General features: G+C 59.1%; 14 protein-coding genes and 1 tRNA gene. 14 read left to right on the forward strand and 1 reads right to left on the reverse strand.

All coding sequences use genetic code 11. From position 1 onward, the window contains the following. Positions 1–320 precede the first annotated feature (320 nt). The 13 genes from PhaeoP97_RS08050 (at position 321) to PhaeoP97_RS08110 (ending at position 14,315) form a co-directional block, all read left to right on the forward strand. The gene (locus tag PhaeoP97_RS08050) at positions 321–1,187 is read left to right on the forward strand and encodes an FAD binding domain-containing protein (RefSeq protein ID WP_072504639.1); all 867 of its coding nucleotides are present in this window, start codon (positions 321–323) and stop codon (positions 1,185–1,187) included. Beyond that, entirely contained in the window at positions 1,184–1,666 is a 483-nt protein-coding gene (locus tag PhaeoP97_RS08055; RefSeq protein WP_072504640.1) for a (2Fe-2S)-binding protein, read from the forward strand. Before PhaeoP97_RS08050 ends, PhaeoP97_RS08055 begins: the two co-directional genes overlap by 4 nt. After that, complete coding sequence (locus tag PhaeoP97_RS08060; RefSeq protein WP_072504641.1) at positions 1,666–3,936, forward strand: xanthine dehydrogenase family protein molybdopterin-binding subunit; 2,271 nt, start codon at positions 1,666–1,668, stop codon at positions 3,934–3,936. The genes PhaeoP97_RS08055 and PhaeoP97_RS08060 overlap by 1 nt, the downstream gene beginning before the upstream one ends. A gap of 10 nt (positions 3,937–3,946) precedes the next feature. Next, complete coding sequence (locus tag PhaeoP97_RS08065; RefSeq protein WP_072504642.1) at positions 3,947–4,237, forward strand: MoaD/ThiS family protein; 291 nt, start codon at positions 3,947–3,949, stop codon at positions 4,235–4,237. 87 nt (positions 4,238–4,324) lie between these two features. Then, the gene (gene mtnA / locus PhaeoP97_RS08070) at positions 4,325–5,428 is read left to right on the forward strand and encodes an S-methyl-5-thioribose-1-phosphate isomerase (protein WP_072504643.1); all 1,104 of its coding nucleotides are present in this window, start codon (positions 4,325–4,327) and stop codon (positions 5,426–5,428) included. 7 nt (positions 5,429–5,435) lie between these two features. Next, positions 5,436–6,107 (forward strand): class II aldolase/adducin family protein, encoded by a 672-nt coding sequence (locus tag PhaeoP97_RS08075; RefSeq protein WP_072504644.1) that lies wholly within the window; start codon positions 5,436–5,438, stop codon positions 6,105–6,107. A gap of 204 nt (positions 6,108–6,311) precedes the next feature. Beyond that, positions 6,312–7,364: a dipeptidase gene (locus PhaeoP97_RS08080; RefSeq protein WP_072504645.1), complete on the forward strand. Its 1,053-nt coding sequence runs from the start codon at positions 6,312–6,314 to the stop codon at positions 7,362–7,364. 109 nt (positions 7,365–7,473) lie between these two features. Then, a complete protein-coding gene (locus PhaeoP97_RS08085; protein WP_072504646.1) occupies positions 7,474–9,069 on the forward strand; it encodes an ABC transporter substrate-binding protein in 1,596 nt (531 codons plus the stop codon). A gap of 1 nt (position 9,070) precedes the next feature. After that, positions 9,071–10,129: an ABC transporter permease gene (locus PhaeoP97_RS08090; protein ID WP_014874732.1), complete on the forward strand. Its 1,059-nt coding sequence runs from the start codon at positions 9,071–9,073 to the stop codon at positions 10,127–10,129. Further along, entirely contained in the window at positions 10,126–11,061 is a 936-nt protein-coding gene (gene nikC / locus PhaeoP97_RS08095) for a nickel transporter permease (protein WP_027247283.1), read from the forward strand. The genes PhaeoP97_RS08090 and nikC overlap by 4 nt, the downstream gene beginning before the upstream one ends. Further along, positions 11,058–11,912: an ABC transporter ATP-binding protein gene (locus tag PhaeoP97_RS08100; RefSeq protein WP_072504647.1), complete on the forward strand. Its 855-nt coding sequence runs from the start codon at positions 11,058–11,060 to the stop codon at positions 11,910–11,912. The genes nikC and PhaeoP97_RS08100 overlap by 4 nt, the downstream gene beginning before the upstream one ends. Further along, on the forward strand, positions 11,912–12,667 hold the full coding sequence (locus PhaeoP97_RS08105; RefSeq protein ID WP_072504648.1) for an ABC transporter ATP-binding protein: 756 nt from the start codon (positions 11,912–11,914) through the stop codon (positions 12,665–12,667). The genes PhaeoP97_RS08100 and PhaeoP97_RS08105 overlap by 1 nt, the downstream gene beginning before the upstream one ends. A gap of 100 nt (positions 12,668–12,767) precedes the next feature. Next, entirely contained in the window at positions 12,768–14,315 is a 1,548-nt protein-coding gene (locus PhaeoP97_RS08110; RefSeq protein WP_083570425.1) for an HD-GYP domain-containing protein, read from the forward strand. Positions 14,316–14,334: 19 nt separating this feature from the next. Here the strand turns inward: PhaeoP97_RS08110 and PhaeoP97_RS08115 are convergent. Beyond that, a tRNA-Leu gene (locus PhaeoP97_RS08115) sits at positions 14,335–14,420 on the reverse strand. A gap of 179 nt (positions 14,421–14,599) precedes the next feature. Between PhaeoP97_RS08115 and PhaeoP97_RS08120 the strand changes: the two genes are divergently transcribed. After that, a complete protein-coding gene (locus tag PhaeoP97_RS08120; RefSeq protein ID WP_072506367.1) occupies positions 14,600–15,178 on the forward strand; it encodes a YqaA family protein in 579 nt (192 codons plus the stop codon).

Below are 15,178 nucleotides of genomic sequence, written 5' to 3' on the forward strand. Positions count from 1 at the left end.
AAAGAGTGGATCCGGCACCGCAAGGGGCAAAAGCGTAAAAGCCTCCCCATTTGTATCGTGAGCCGCTGTTGTTCGGAGTGCGGTGACGGCCCGCTCGGAATGTGAATACAACGGCCGTGACAGGTGATTTTCCCGCCTATAATCCGGCGAAGGCGTGATGGCGACTTGCCCAAGCGCACGTCTGGTCGCAAGATGGTCCGGCGGGCACGCGCCACGTTCAGGGCCATGGGGTCATTGATACGCTTCCCTTTGTTCCTCGTCCCGGCCCCCCGGATTCAACCACAGTCGCCAGCAGCAAGGCCAGCAGAAGGACAGTCCCAATGGAATATCACCGACCCAGCAGTTTTGCCGAGGCGGCAGAGCTGGCGGCCTCAGCCAAGGGTGTGACCCGTGTGCTGGCCGGCGGCACCGATGTGCTGGTGCAGATGCGGGCCGATATCGTGACCCCGGATACGCTGATTGATATCAAGTCAATTAAGGGGGCGCGGGACATCCGGCAGGAAGACGATGGCAGCTGGACCATCGGCGCCGCCGTGGCTGGGGCCGAGATGAGCGAGCACCCTGCCCTGTGTGCTGCCTGGCCCGGTGTGGTCGAGGCCATGGATCTGATTGGTTCAACCCAAGTACAAGGCCGTGCCACGTTGGCTGGCAATCTGTGCAATGCCTCGCCAGCGGCGGACAGCGTGCCGGCTATGGTCGCCGCGCAGGCGACCGTCAGCATCACCGGCCCAAACGGAGATCGCAGCGCCGCTGCTGTGGATATTCCCTCAGCCCCCGGAAAAACCACGCTTGCCCCCGGTGAGCTGATCACTGCCGTGCATCTGCCCGCCACTCAACCGCGTCAGGGCGATGCCTATCTGCGGTTCATTCCGCGCACCGAAATGGATATTGCAGTTGTTGGTTGCGGCGTCTGGCTGCGACTGGAGGGTGACACCATTGCGGAGGCGCGTGTTGCACTGGGCGCTGTTGCCCCGACGGTGCTGCTGGTTGAGGCCTGTGCCGATGCGCTTATTGGCTCCACGCTGGACGACGCGGCGCTTGACCGACTGGCCACCGCCGCCTCCGATGCCTGCACTCCGATCTCTGACAAACGCGGCACCGTTGCCTTTCGCACGCAAGTCGCGGGCGTGATGGCGCGCCGCGCTGCCGAAATCGCCTATACCCGTGCCAAGGGAGACACAGTATGAGCTCGAAAATCCACGTCTCGGCCACCATCAACGGCGATGCGGTCGACTATCTCTGCGACCCGCGCGAAACCCTGCTGGATGTGCTGCGTGACCGGTTGAACCTCACGGGCGCCAAGGAAGGCTGCGGCACGGGTGACTGCGGGGCCTGTTCGGTCACCTTGAACGGTCGGTTGGTCTGTTCCTGCCTTGTCCTCGGGGTTGAGGCCGAAGGCCAAGAGATTGCCACGGTCGAAGGTATCGCGCCTGACGAAACACTGCATCCGCTGCAACAGAAATTCATCGACCACGCCGCGCTGCAATGCGGGATCTGCACGCCAGGTATTCTGGTCGCGGCCAAATCTCTACTGGAGAAAAATCCGGACCCCAGCGAGACCGAAGTACGCTATTGGCTGGCCGGCAATCTGTGCCGCTGTACCGGCTATGACAAGATCATTCGCGCCGTGATGGACGCGGCAGCAGAGATGCGGGAGGCATCATAATGGCTCTGGATCAACGAAAAACCGACTTCACCCAAGTGGGAACCCGCCCCAATCGCCCCGATGGTCTGGACAAGGTCACTGGCAAGGCGCGCTTTGGCGCCGATGTGACCGCACCGGGGATGTTGTTTGGCGCCATCCTGCGCAGCCCCCATGCCCATGCCCGGATCAAACATATCGACACCAGCAAGGCTGAGGCGCTGAATGACGTAAAGGCGATTGTCACCCGCGCCGATTTCTCCGACGCGATCCAGCCCGCTCCCGGACTGGAAGGTGAACAATGGAATGTGCTTGAAAACGTGATGGCAGGCGATACCGCGCTTTATGATGGTCATGCCATTGCTGCGGTTGCCGCCACCTCTGCCCTCGCCGCGCGCGATGCGCTGAAGCTGATCGAGGTTGAGTATGAGGTGCTGCCCCATGTGACTGATGTCGACAAGGCCATGGCCAAGGATGCGCCGGTGATCCGCGAAGGGGCAGCCGATTATTCCGTGCCAGACGGGATGCACCCCAATGTGGTACGCTATCACGAAAGCGGCCATGGCGATGTCGAGGCGGGTTTTGCCAAGGCCGATCTGGTGGTGGAGGAGCATTTCGTCACAGAGGCCACGCATCAGGGCTATATTGAACCACACGCCTGTCTGGCCCAGCTGGGACAGGACGGCAAAGGTGAGCTGTGGTGCTGTACGCAAGGCCACTGGTATGTGCAAAAGAACTGTGCGGCGCTGTTGGGCATTGAGACATCACAGCTGCGTGTCACCGCCTCGGAAATCGGCGGCGGTTTTGGCGGCAAGACCACGGTGTTCATCGAACCTGTCGCCTTGGCCCTGTCGCGCAAGTCCAATCGTCCGGTGAAATTGGTGATGAGCCGCCCGGAGGTGTTCCGCGCCACCGGCCCCACCGCCTCGACCTCCATGGACATCAAGATTGGTATGACAGCGGATGGTATCATCACCGCAGCACAGGGCACCTTCCGCCTACAGGGCGGGGCCTTTCCGGGTGCGCCTGCGGATATGACCGCCATGTGTGCCTTTGCGCCCTATGATCTGCAACATGTTCAGCAGGTCGGTTATGATATCATGAGCAATCGTCCCAAACAGGCCGCCTACCGGGCGCCCGGCTCGCCGATGGCGGCTTATGCGGTGGAATCCGTGATTGACGCGCTATGCCGCAAACTGGATCTCGACCCTGTTGATGTCCGATTAAAGAACGCCGCCCGCGAGGGCACCAAAGCCTCCTACGGGCCAAAGTTCGAACGCATCGGTCTGGTGGAAACGCTAGAGGCCGCCAAGGCGCATCCTCACTATGGTGCCCCGCTGAAACCGGGTCAGGGGCGCGGGATCTCCTGCGGGTTTTGGTTCAATCACGGGGGCGAAACCTCTGTTTCGCTGTCGCTGTCAGAGGATGGCACCTGCCAGATCTCTGTCGGGACACCGGATATCGGCGGCTCTCGTGCCTCCATGGCGCTGATGGCGGCAGAGGTTCTGGGCATTCCCTATGAGAGCATCCGTGTCACCATCGCCGATACCGCAACGCTGGGATACAATGATGTCTCCCACGGCAGCCGGGTGACCTATGCCAGCGGTCTGGCCACGATCAAGGCGGCAGAGGATGCCGTGGCCAAGCTCAGCAAACGCGCGGCGGCCAAATGGGGCATTCCTGAGGATGCTGTCAAATGGGAAGACGGCCACGCCGTACCCTCTGGTCCGAATGCAGGCAATTTTGACCCGCTACCACTGGCTGAAATCACCCATGACATGGGCCAGACCGGTGGACCGATCTCAGGCCATTTTGAAGCCACCCCCGAAGGGGCCGGTGTCTCCTTTGCCACGCATATCGTCGATGCCGAAGTCGACCCGGAAACCGGCAAAACCGCCGTGACGCGCTACACCGTCATTCAGGACGCGGGAAAGGCGATCCACCCCACCTATGTGGAGGGGCAGTTTCAGGGTGGCGCCGCACAGGGTATCGGCTGGGCGCTCAATGAGGAATACATTTACGGCGAGGATGGCCGGTTGCAGAATGCGGTCTTCCTCGACTACCGGATCCCCGTCGCCTCTGACCTGCCGATGATCGACACGGTGATTGTCGAAGTACCAAACCCTGGTCATCCCTTTGGCGTGCGCGGTGTCGGCGAGACATCAATTTGCCCGCCTCTCGCTGCCATTGCCAATGCAGTTTCTGCGGCGGCGGGTGTACGGTTGCACGCTCTGCCGATGTCGCCACCGCGTATTCTGGCGGCATTGGAACAGCAGCGCGCCAGTAACAGCTAAGGCCCTGCAAATGGCGTCCGAGCACATCAAAACAAGTCAGAGCGCGGGGACACCGCGCCTGACCGTTCACCTTTGGTCTGGTTTGCGGCGTTTTGCCGAGGGCCAAGAGTTGGTAGAGGTTGAGGCAACAACAATTGGCGCGATGATTGCGGCGCTTAAATCTGCCTATCCGGCACTTGCCCCGGCCTTGGACGCAGGCGTATCCGTGGCTGTGGATGGCCGTATCATCGCAGCCAGTCTGGATGAGCCGCTCGCCCCTGAGAATGAAATATATCTGATGCAGAGACTACGCGGCGGCTAGGCGTGCAAGATGATTGCACTTTAACGCCAATGCGCTAGGACAACATCCAACGGCGGCGCTGGGCTCGCCATCAACGGAGGACCCCACGTGAAAATCAACGGCACGCATTATCGTTCGCTCTGGTGGGATGAGGATCAATCGGTTCTGATGATCATTGATCAGCGCTGGTTGCCGCATGAATTTCGCATCCAGCCCGTTGCTACATTGGACGAGTTTGCCACCGCGATTGTCGAGATGCGGGTGCGTGGTGCGCCGCTGATCGGGGCCACGGCCGCCTATGGTATGGCGCTGGCTGCGGATCTGGATCCGTCCGACAACGCATTGAAGGCCGCCTGGGAACAGCTCAATGCCACCCGCCCCACCGCGATCAATCTGCGCTGGGCGCTGAACCGATGCATGGAGACGCTGACCCCTCTGCCTGAGGAAGACCGCGCAAAAGCGGCGTTGAAGCTTGCCCATGCCATCGCCGATGAGGATGTCGAAATCAACCGACGCATCGGAACCTACGGGCTGACGCTGATCCGTGATATCGCGGCCAAGAAACCTGCAGGTGAGCCAGTGCGCCTGCTGACCCATTGCAATGCCGGCTGGATCGCCACTGTTGACTGGGGCACGGCCACCAGCCCGATGTATCAGGCGCATGATGCCGGTATCCCCATCCACGTCTGGGTCGACGAGACCCGCCCGCGCAATCAGGGCGCGCTGACCGCTTGGGAGTTGGGCAGCCATGGTATTAGCCACAGCTACATCACGGACAATGCCGGGGGCCATTTGATGCAGCACGGGCAGGTTGATCTGGTGATCACCGGCACTGATCGTACCACTCGTCAGGGCGATGTCTGCAACAAGATCGGCACCTACCTGAAGGCGCTGGCCGCGCATGACAATGGGGTGCCTTTCTATGTTGCCCTGCCCTCGCCCACCATCGACTGGACAGTGACTGATGGCGTTGCTGAAATCCCGATTGAGGACCGCGACAGCCGCGAGGTCAGCCATGTGCAAGGCGTGCTTGATGGCGGAGATATCGGTCTGGCACAGGTCACCCCCGAAGGTACGAACTGCGGAAATCCGGCCTTTGACGTGACGCCCAACCGACTGGTGACCGGGCTGATCACTGAACGCGGGATCTGCGATGCCTCGGCCACGGGACTTGCGGCACTGTTCCCCGACCTCATCCGCAAGGCGGGGTGACGCCGCCATGACCGATATTGCGCCCGAGGACAGCAACACGCTGCGCCAGTCGATCATTGATGCCTGTCTGGAAATGAACCGGAATGGCATCAATCAGGGCACCTCAGGCAATATCTCGCTGCGGATCGCTGGGGGTGAGATGCTGATCACCCCATCCGGCATCCCCTATGAGGCGATGACCCCGGAAATGATTGTGCGGATGTCGGTGGTCGGCAGCCCGGATCCGCAGGATGGCCAGCCTGCCCCCTCTTCCGAGTGGCAATTTCATCAGGCGCTGCTCTCAGCCAAGCCAGAGGCGATGGCCGTCGTCCATGCCCACCCGGTGAACTGCTGCGCCCTTGCAGTAAACCACATGCCTATCCCGGCCTGCCACTATATGGTGGCAGCATTTGGCGGGCATGATGTTCCGCTCGCCGATTATGCGCTTTTTGGCAGTTCAGAGCTGTCGAACCATGTGGTCGCGGCAATGGCAAACCGCGAGGGGTGCCTGATGGCGAACCATGGCGCCATCTGCACAGGCGACACACTGGCGCGCGCCATGTGGCGGATGGCCGAGCTGGAGCATTTGGCGGCAACTTATATTCGCGCGCGCAGCATTGGCACGCCAAGGCTGCTCAGCCACGCGCAGATCGACGAAGCGCTGGCGGCATTTACGAGTTATGGCTTGAAACAGGATTGAAGTCCCGACTCGCATTTGCGCGTTAATCGAACATCTTCCCGGCCCGGTCGAGCGATCATCAGACAGGGCGACCCGCCCCTTACTGCATCCCGCTGGTCAGGCGCTACTTTTTGAGCGTTGCTCTGACTTATCTTGAAAACCAGCGTAAATTCCCTTGCGTTAGCGCAAAAGATACGACCTCATATCAGGGAATTAGGAAGCAAAATGACTGATCCTCTGATTTTCGACGGCCACAACGATCTATTGCTGCGATTGCATAATCGCGATGTTTCTCCCGGCAAAGACGGGTTCCAGGGTGATGGCGGGCAGCAAATTGACCTTACCAAAGCGCGCCACGGCGGCTTTGGTGGCGGCTTCTTTGCCATCTATGTGCCTGACGTTGTCAGCATCGATATGCGTGACGAGATGTCGTCAGACAGCTATGACCTCCCCTTATCCCAAGAAATCAGCTGGTCCGAAGCCGCCCCCGTGGCCCTGTCACAAGCGGCAATCCTGTATCAGCTGGAACGCGACGGTGCGCTGAAAATCTGCCGCAGCACGAATGATATTCGCAGTTGTCTCGCAAATGGCGTGATGGCAGCGGTTCTGCACATGGAGGGGGCCGAGGCAATTGATCCGGATTTCCATGTGTTGGAGGTGCTCTATCAGGCGGGCTTACGCTCTCTCGGCCCGGTCTGGAGCCGCCCGACCCGGTTTGGCCATGGTGTGCCGTTCCGCTTTCCGGGATCACCTGATACCGGGCCAGGTCTGACGGCGGATGGCAAGCGGCTGGTGCAGCGCTGCAATCAACTGGGTGTGATGATTGATCTCTCCCATCTGAATGAGGCTGGGTTCTGGGATGTTGCGGAGCTGAGTGACGCGCCGCTGGTGGCCACGCATTCCAACGCCCATGCTTTGACGCCCCACAGCCGCAATCTGACCGACCGCCAGCTGCATGCCATCCGTGACAGCGATGGCATGGTTGGTCTCAACTTTGCCGTGGCCTTCCTGCGGGAAGATGGGCGCATGGACGCTGATACGCCGCTTGATCGCATGCTGCGCCATATCGACCACCTGATCACCCAACTTGGGGAGGATCGGGTGGGTTTCGGCTCGGACTTTGATGGCGCCACAGTGCCAAAGGACATCGAAACCGTCGCGGGTCTCCCCGCCCTTCGCACCGCCCTGCGTCAGCACGGCATTAATGATGACCTGCTGAAAAAACTGTGCCACGGCAACTGGTTGCGGGTCCTAGATGCGACCTGGGGCGATCTCTGACTTTCCACAGGCTGCCGCCTTTGCTCATCGTGAGCCATGGTTCAGACAACAACAAGACGCTGACAACAGCGCGATATTCAAAGATTAAAAACACGATAGGGAGTTAAAGATGAAAACCATTCAAACCCTTCTTGGCACCGCCGCGCTGGGGCTGGCGATTGGCCTCACCCCGATGGCCACGATGGCAGAAACACCGGCCAATATGCTGGTCATTGCCAACCGTATTGATGATATCACCACACTGGATCCGGCGCAGAGTTTTGAGTTTGCAGGCGCAGATGTGATCCGCAATATTTACGGCAAACTGGTCAACTTTGACCCGTCCGATCTGGACGCAGGCTACCAGCCGGATCTGGCCGAAAGCTGGACTGTCTCCGAGGATGGCCGCACCATCACCTTTACCATGCGCGAAGGCGTGACCTTCCAATCCGGCAACCCAGTCCGGGCCGAGGATGCCGCGTTTTCGCTGAAGCGCGCGGTTCTTCTGAACAAGACGCCATCCTTCATCATCACCCAATTTGGGTTCACGCCCGAAAACGTCGATGAAACGATCAAGGTTGACGGCAACACTTTGTCGATCACAACGGATAAGCGCTATGCGACGTCCTTTGTTCTGAACTGCCTGACCGCCACCATTGGCGCGATTGTCGACAAGGAATTGGTCATGGCCAATGAAGTCGACGGCGATATGGGCAACAAGTGGTTGACCACCAATTCCGCAGGCTCCGGCCCTTACAGTCTTGCCAGCTGGAAGCCGAAGGAAAGCGTCACCCTGAGTGCCAGCCCGTCTTACTACGGCGGCGAGGCAGCAATGAAGCGCGTTATCGTGCGCCACGTTCAGGAAAGCGCCACCCAGCGTTTGATGCTGGAACGTGGCGACATTGACGTAGCCCGCGACCTGACACCGTCGGATGTTGACGGTCTCGCCGGTGTGGACGGTGTCGAGGTGCTGCGCGAAATGCGGGGCCGCCTGATGTACGTCTCCTTCAACCAGAAACACCCGGAGCTGTCCAAACCTCAGGTCCGTCAGGCGCTGAAATATCTGATCGACTATGACGGCATGGAAAACAGCTTCCTCAAGAACTGGTATGTCGGCCATCAGAACTTCTTGCCCAAGACGTATCTCGGCGCGGTGGATGAAAACCCATTCTCCTTCGATGTTGAAAAGGCCAAGGCGCTGCTGGCCGAAGCGGGTGTTGAAAATCTGGAACTGACCGTCGGTGTGCGTGAGGCGCAGGAGCGTCTGGAAATTGCGCAGTCGTTGCAAAACACATTCGCGCAGGCGGGGATCACGCTCAATCTTGAGGTTGGCACCGGCAAGCAGATCCTGGGCAAATACCGCGCACGCGAGTTGGATATCTATCTGGGCGCATGGGGCCCGGACTATCCCGATCCGCATACCAATGCGGGAACCTTTGCCTATAACCCGGATAACTCGGACGAAGCCAATGCAACCGGTCTTCTGGCCTGGCGCAATGGTTGGGACACTGGCGGGCTGACTGAAAAGGTTGCTGCTGCTGTTGTAGAAGGCGACACAGAGAAGCGCGCGGAGATGTATCATGAGATCCAGGCGCAATTCCGTGACACTGCCCCCTTTGCCGTCATGTTCCAGCTGATCGAACAGGCGGGCATGGCCGACAATGTCGAAGGGCTGAGCCTCGGCGGCGCCATCACCTCGGTCGCCTACTGGGATGTGACCAAGTAAGATGGCGAATTTCGCAACAGAAACGGAGCGGCGGCCTTGGCTGCCCCTCCCCCCTTGGGCGCGCGGCACGCTGGTGACGCTGTCGTCCATCGCGGTCACTATGCTGGGCCTCTTGTTTGTGACCTTCCTGATCGGTCGGGTGATGCCCATCGATCCGGTGCTGGCCATCGTCGGCGAGCGTGCCACCGAGGAGCAGTATAACGCCGCCTACCGCGAGCTGGGCCTTGACCGGTCGCTGGCGGTGCAGTTTTTCTACTATGTCACCGATGTCCTGCGGGGTGATTTCGGCACCTCATTGCTGACAGCACGCGATGTGTCCACCGATATTGCCCGTGTGTTCCCGGCGACGTTTGAACTGGCCACTATTGGCATTTTTTTCGGCTGTATCCTTGGTGTGCCACTGGGCGTCATCGCCGCGGTACGCCGGGGCAGCTGGATTGACCAGATTGCCCGTGTGATCGCGCTGGTTGGGTACTCCATGCCCATCTTCTGGCTGGGCCTGATGGGGCTATTGCTGTTCTACGGCATCCTGGGTTGGGTCGGTGGGCCGGGCCGTCAGGGGATATTTTATGAGGATATGATCCCGTCGGTCACCGGGATGATCCTGCTGGATTCGCTGATTGCGGGCGACTGGGGCGCGTTTCGCGATGCGTTCTCACATATCGTGCTGCCTGCCGCGCTGCTGGGGTACTACAGCCTCGCCTATATCAGCCGCATGACGCGGTCCTTCATGCTGGAGCAGCTTTCGGCGGAATATGTCACCACCGCCCGCGTCAAGGGCATGAGCGAATGGGCCGTGGTCTGGACGCATGCATTTCGCAATATCCGCGTGCAACTGATCACCGTGATCGCGCTGAGCTATGCCAATCTCCTTGAGGGATCAGTTCTGACCGAGATCATTTTCTCCTGGCCGGGAATTGGCAGCTATATCACCACCGCTCTGCTGTCGGCGGATATGAATGCGGTGTTGGGCGGCACAGTTGTTGTTGGTCTGGTGTTCATCTGCCTCAACATCTTCTCCGACCTTCTCTATAAAGTCTTTGATCCGAGGTCGAAATGAGCATGTCTTCGCAAACCACGGCCCCAAAGCAGGGCCTGCGCGCCTGGCTGCTGACTGACACGCCGACATCACGTCGTCAGGCGCGGCTGGCCGCCCTCTATCAAGGGTGGCTTTCATTGCGGCAGAACCACATGGCCATGGTTGGCCTTGGCATTCTGATCCTGCTGATCTCCATTGCTGTGCTGGCGCCGGTGATCGCGCCGCATGACCCTTATGTGCAGAACCTCGCCAACCGGCTGCAACCGCTTGGCAGCGAGGGGCATATTCTGGGCACGGATTCCCTTGGTCGCGATATCCTCAGCCGCTTGATCCACGGTGCGCGTATCACGCTTTATATCGTCGCATTGGTTGCAATGATTGCGCCGATTGCAGGGCTTCTCGTGGGGACGGTTTCCGGCTATGTTGGTGGCTGGGCTGATATCATCCTGATGCGGATCACCGATATCTTCCTCGCCTTTCCAAGGCTGGTTCTGGCGCTGGCCTTTGTGGCCGCGCTTGGCGCCGGGATCGAAAACGCCGTGCTGGCGATCTCTCTCACCGCTTGGCCGCCCTATGCGCGGATGGCGCGGGCAGAGACGCTGACGATCCGGTCCTCTGACTATATCAGCGCGATCCGGCTGCAAGGCGCAGGTCCGCTGCGGATCATTATCAAGCATATCTGGCCGCTGTGCGTGTCTTCGCTGATCGTGCGGGTGACACTGGATATGGCCGGGATCATTCTGGCCGCTGCTGGACTCGGCTTCCTTGGCCTTGGCGCGCAACCACCCAGCCCGGAATGGGGCGCGATGATTTCCGAAGGGCGCCGATTTATTCTGGATCACTGGTGGGTTGCCACCATGCCCGGTCTCGCCATCTTTGCGGTCTCACTGGCCTTCAACCTGCTGGGCGATGGCCTGCGTGATGTATTGGACCCAAAGGACAGCGCCTCATGAGCACGCTATTGGATGTAGAAAACCTCTGGGTGCGCTTTCCCACCCGCAATGGGATCTTTGATGCGGTGCGCGGCGTGTCGTTTTCGCTTGGCCGTGAGCGGCTTGGGATTGTTGGCGAAAGCGGCTCGGGTAAATCCATGACCGGTCGTGCCATCCTTCGCTTGATCCGCCATCCTGGCATTGTTGAGGCCGATCACATCAATCTGCATGGTGAAAACCTTCTGGCCAAATCCGAACGTGAGATGCGCAAGGTCCGGGGCGAGCAGATCTCTATGGTGATGCAGGATCCGAAATTCTCGCTCAATCCGGTGATGACCATTGGCGACCAGCTGATCGAAGCGCATCGCCTGCACAGCAAATCCACCAAGACCGATGCCTATGCCAAAGCCCTGGAAATGCTGGAGGCCGTGTCGATCCGCGACCCGGAACGGGTGATGACCGCCTACCCGCATGAGATGTCCGGCGGCATGGGCCAGCGCATCATGATCGCCATGATGCTGATCCCCAACCCCGAAATCCTGATCGCGGATGAGCCAACTTCTGCGCTGGATGTCTCCGTACAGGGTCAGGTGCTGTCGATCATGGATCGGCTGGTGAAGGAACGCGGCATGGGGCTGATCTTTATCAGCCACGATCTGAACCTTGTGTCGCAATTCTGCGACCGCGTGCTGATTATGTATGCGGGCCGCATCGTCGAGGTCTGCGACGCCAATCACCTGCATGAGGCCCAGCACCCCTACACCAAGGGGCTATTGGGCAGCCTGCCCCGGTTTGACGCACCGCGTCCACGGCTGGAGGTCCTGCAACGTGATCCCGCCTGGCGGGATGCCCCCAGCGTGGAGGGACGGTGATGACAACCGCCTTGGACATCAACAATCTGAACGTCTATTTCGGCGAACGCCACGCGCTGGTCCATGCCGTCAAAACGGCCTCTCTCCGCGTTGAGACAGGTGCCAGCTTTGGCCTTGTCGGGGAGAGCGGGTCGGGAAAATCCACTATTCTGAAAGCCATCACCGGACTTGCGCCGCAATGGAACGGTGAAATCTCGGTCGAAGGCACACGGCTTGGCCCCACCCGCGACCGCGAGTTCTACAAGACCGTTCAGATGGTGTTTCAGGATCCCTATGCCTCGCTCCATCCGCGCCAGTCGGTGGATCAGGTGTTGTCGGAGACGCTGCACCTGCACGGGTTTCGCGATATCGATGATCGGGTCGATCAATTGCTGAAAGACGTCGGTCTCGGCCCGGCCTTTCGCTTTCGCTATCCGCATCAGCTGTCGGGGGGACAACGCCAGCGCGTCGCCATTGCCCGTGCCTTGGCACCACAGCCGGATATCTTGCTGCTGGATGAGCCGACCTCAGCGCTGGATGTTTCTGTTCAGGCGGAAATTCTCAACCTGCTTAGCGACCTGCGCGCTACCCATGGGCTGACCTTTGTTATGGTCTCTCACGATCTTGCCGTGGTGGCACATATGTGTGATCAGGCCGCCGTCATGCAGCATGGCGAGATTGTTGAAATCCTGAGCATTGATGCCATGCGTGCGGGACAAACCCAGCACTCCTATACGCAGACACTGTTGCGTGCCGCAGCCAACCGGGTAGCCTAAGCTAAAAACTGACAAACACAGCATAGCTCAATCTGGGTGATAACCTAGAGTTAAGGCTTTGAGTATAGTTTGAACGCGCATTTGAACAAGGATGCGCACCATGTCGGCCAATGGGCTGCCCTACACTGCGACGGATTTTGATCCAGTCGCCATTGCTGCTGCGGCGCATGCAGGTGGCTTGCCGGGCGTGCGCTATCCTATGGTTGGTGGTCAGACAATCCAGCTTGGAGAATTGCTGGGCGCGCTCAGCCATGCGCTGGACCTGACCGAAGGCCAGCCAGAGGGGCATTGTGTGCGCTGTTGCTGGATTGGCATGCAGGTTGCTGAATACCTGGACCTGCCCCAACAAGATCGCGCAGATCTCTATTTCACACTGCTGCTCAAGGATTTGGGGTGCAGTTCCAATGCGGCACGTATCTGCGCGCTGTATCGCACCGATGATCTGACTTTCAAACGAAACTTCAAGTTTGTCGATGGCACCACCCGGCAAAAGTTGGATTTTGTGTTGCGGCACACCGGTCTGGACGACGGCCCTTTAAAACGGTTGAAAACCGTCACTGGTGTTATTGGGCGCAGTGGCAGCCTTGCTACTGAACTGATCCAGACGCGCTGTGACCGTGGGGCAGAAATCGCGCGTTTGATGCGGTTCTCCGAACAGGTTGCTGATGGTATTGCAGGACTTGACGAACATTGGAACGGAGGTGGCCATCCTGCGGGGATTAGCGGCAAGCAAATTCCCCTGTTTTCGCGAATAGCGCTGATGGCTCAGGTGACGGATGTCTTCACTCTTCAATTGGGGTCTTACGCCGCCGCAACAGAACTGGAAGAACGCGCAGGCAGTTGGTTCGATCCAGATCTGGTTCCGATTTTTACCCGTGTGATCCGCGCCCCTGGATTCTATGACGCGCTCACGGGTGACAAGCTGGAGGCCAGTGTACTGTCGCGCAGTCCGGCCAAGGCAACGGTTGATGTCGATGAACAATATCTGGATGAAATCTCCTATGCCTTCTCGCGCGTCATTGACGCCAAGAGCCCCTTTACCTCAGGCCATTCGGAACGGGTCGCTCACTACAGCGACATGATCTGTGAACAATTGGGTTATGATCTGTCGCATCGTCGTTCGGTGGTGCGCGCTGGTCTGTTGCACGACATCGGCAAACTAGGCGTCTCCAGTGCGATCCTCGACAAACCCGGTAAGCTGAACGATGTCGAATTTGACCAGATGAAGCTGCATCCCGTGCTGGGTCACGATGTGCTGCGCCGTATTTCCGTGTTCAAAGACGTGGCCGAAGTGGCTGTTGCTCATCACGAGCGCCTGGATGGCAAGGGCTATCCTTATGGGAAAGGGGCGGCCGACCTCAGCACCGATATGCGCATCCTGACCATTGCTGATATTTTTGACGCTTTGACGGCGGATCGTCCCTATCGCGCGGCCATGTCATTGGACCGCACCTTTGCCATAATGGATGATTTGGCAGGCAAAGCCATTGACCCCGCGCTGTATGAAACCCTGAAAGATGCAATCGCCGCCAGCCCTTGGCCCGCCCGCGAAGAGCGCCCATTCTCGCCCAAGTTCAGAGATCATAATCTAAAATATGCGTTGCGTAGCCAGGCTGTTCACAAAACAAAAAAAGCAGAGAGGCGATAAACGCACTCTCTGCTTTTCATGGTACCCAAGGCCGGACTCGAACCGGCACGCTGTCACCAGCGGGGGATTTTGAATCCCCTGCGTCTACCATTCCGCCACTTGGGCCTCTGCCCCGTTCCTACCCAAGCCCGCAGCGGAGGTCTATAGGGAAATTGCGCCCTGAAGTCGGAAAAATGCGCAGGCGGTGCCTTGTCACAATCACAGGTCCTTTCACCATGGCGGTTGACGCGCCTGTCACCGCGTGGCACCGCTCAGATCGGACTGCCAAGGAGAAATCCCCGACAATGCTGCGCGCGCTATATGACCGAACCATGGCCCTGGCCGATCATCCCAAGGCGCTGTGGTGCCTCGCTGGTGTCGCCTTTGTTGAAAGCTCGGTTTTTCCAATCCCGCCAGATGTATTGATGATCCCGATGATCCTCGCGCGCCCGTCTCGGGCTTGGCTGATCGCATTGGTGGCGCTGGTCGCGTCGGTTGCGGGCGGATTGCTGGGCTACGCGATTGGTGCTTTTTTCTACGACAGTGTCGGTCAGCCGATACTTGCTGCCATGGGCAAGGCGGATGCAATGGCGGAATTCAATCAGCGCTTCAATGATTTTGGGTTTTGGGCAGTGCTGATCGCGGGCATTACGCCCTTTCCCTATAAGGTGATCACAATAATGTCAGGCTGGACCGGAATGCCCATCGTAACCTTTGTTGCGACCTCCATTCTGGCACGTGCTATGAGGTTTTTCATCGTTGCGGGGCTTCTGTGGCAATTCGGCGCGCCCATCCGCGACTTTATTGAACGGCGTCTGGGCCTTGTCTTCACGATCTTTGTCGTGTTGTTGTTTGGCGGGTTTTTCGCACTAAAGGTCTTGTAA

This window comes from Phaeobacter porticola, assembly GCF_001888185.1.
Classification (GTDB): Bacteria; Pseudomonadota; Alphaproteobacteria; order Rhodobacterales; family Rhodobacteraceae; genus Phaeobacter; species Phaeobacter porticola.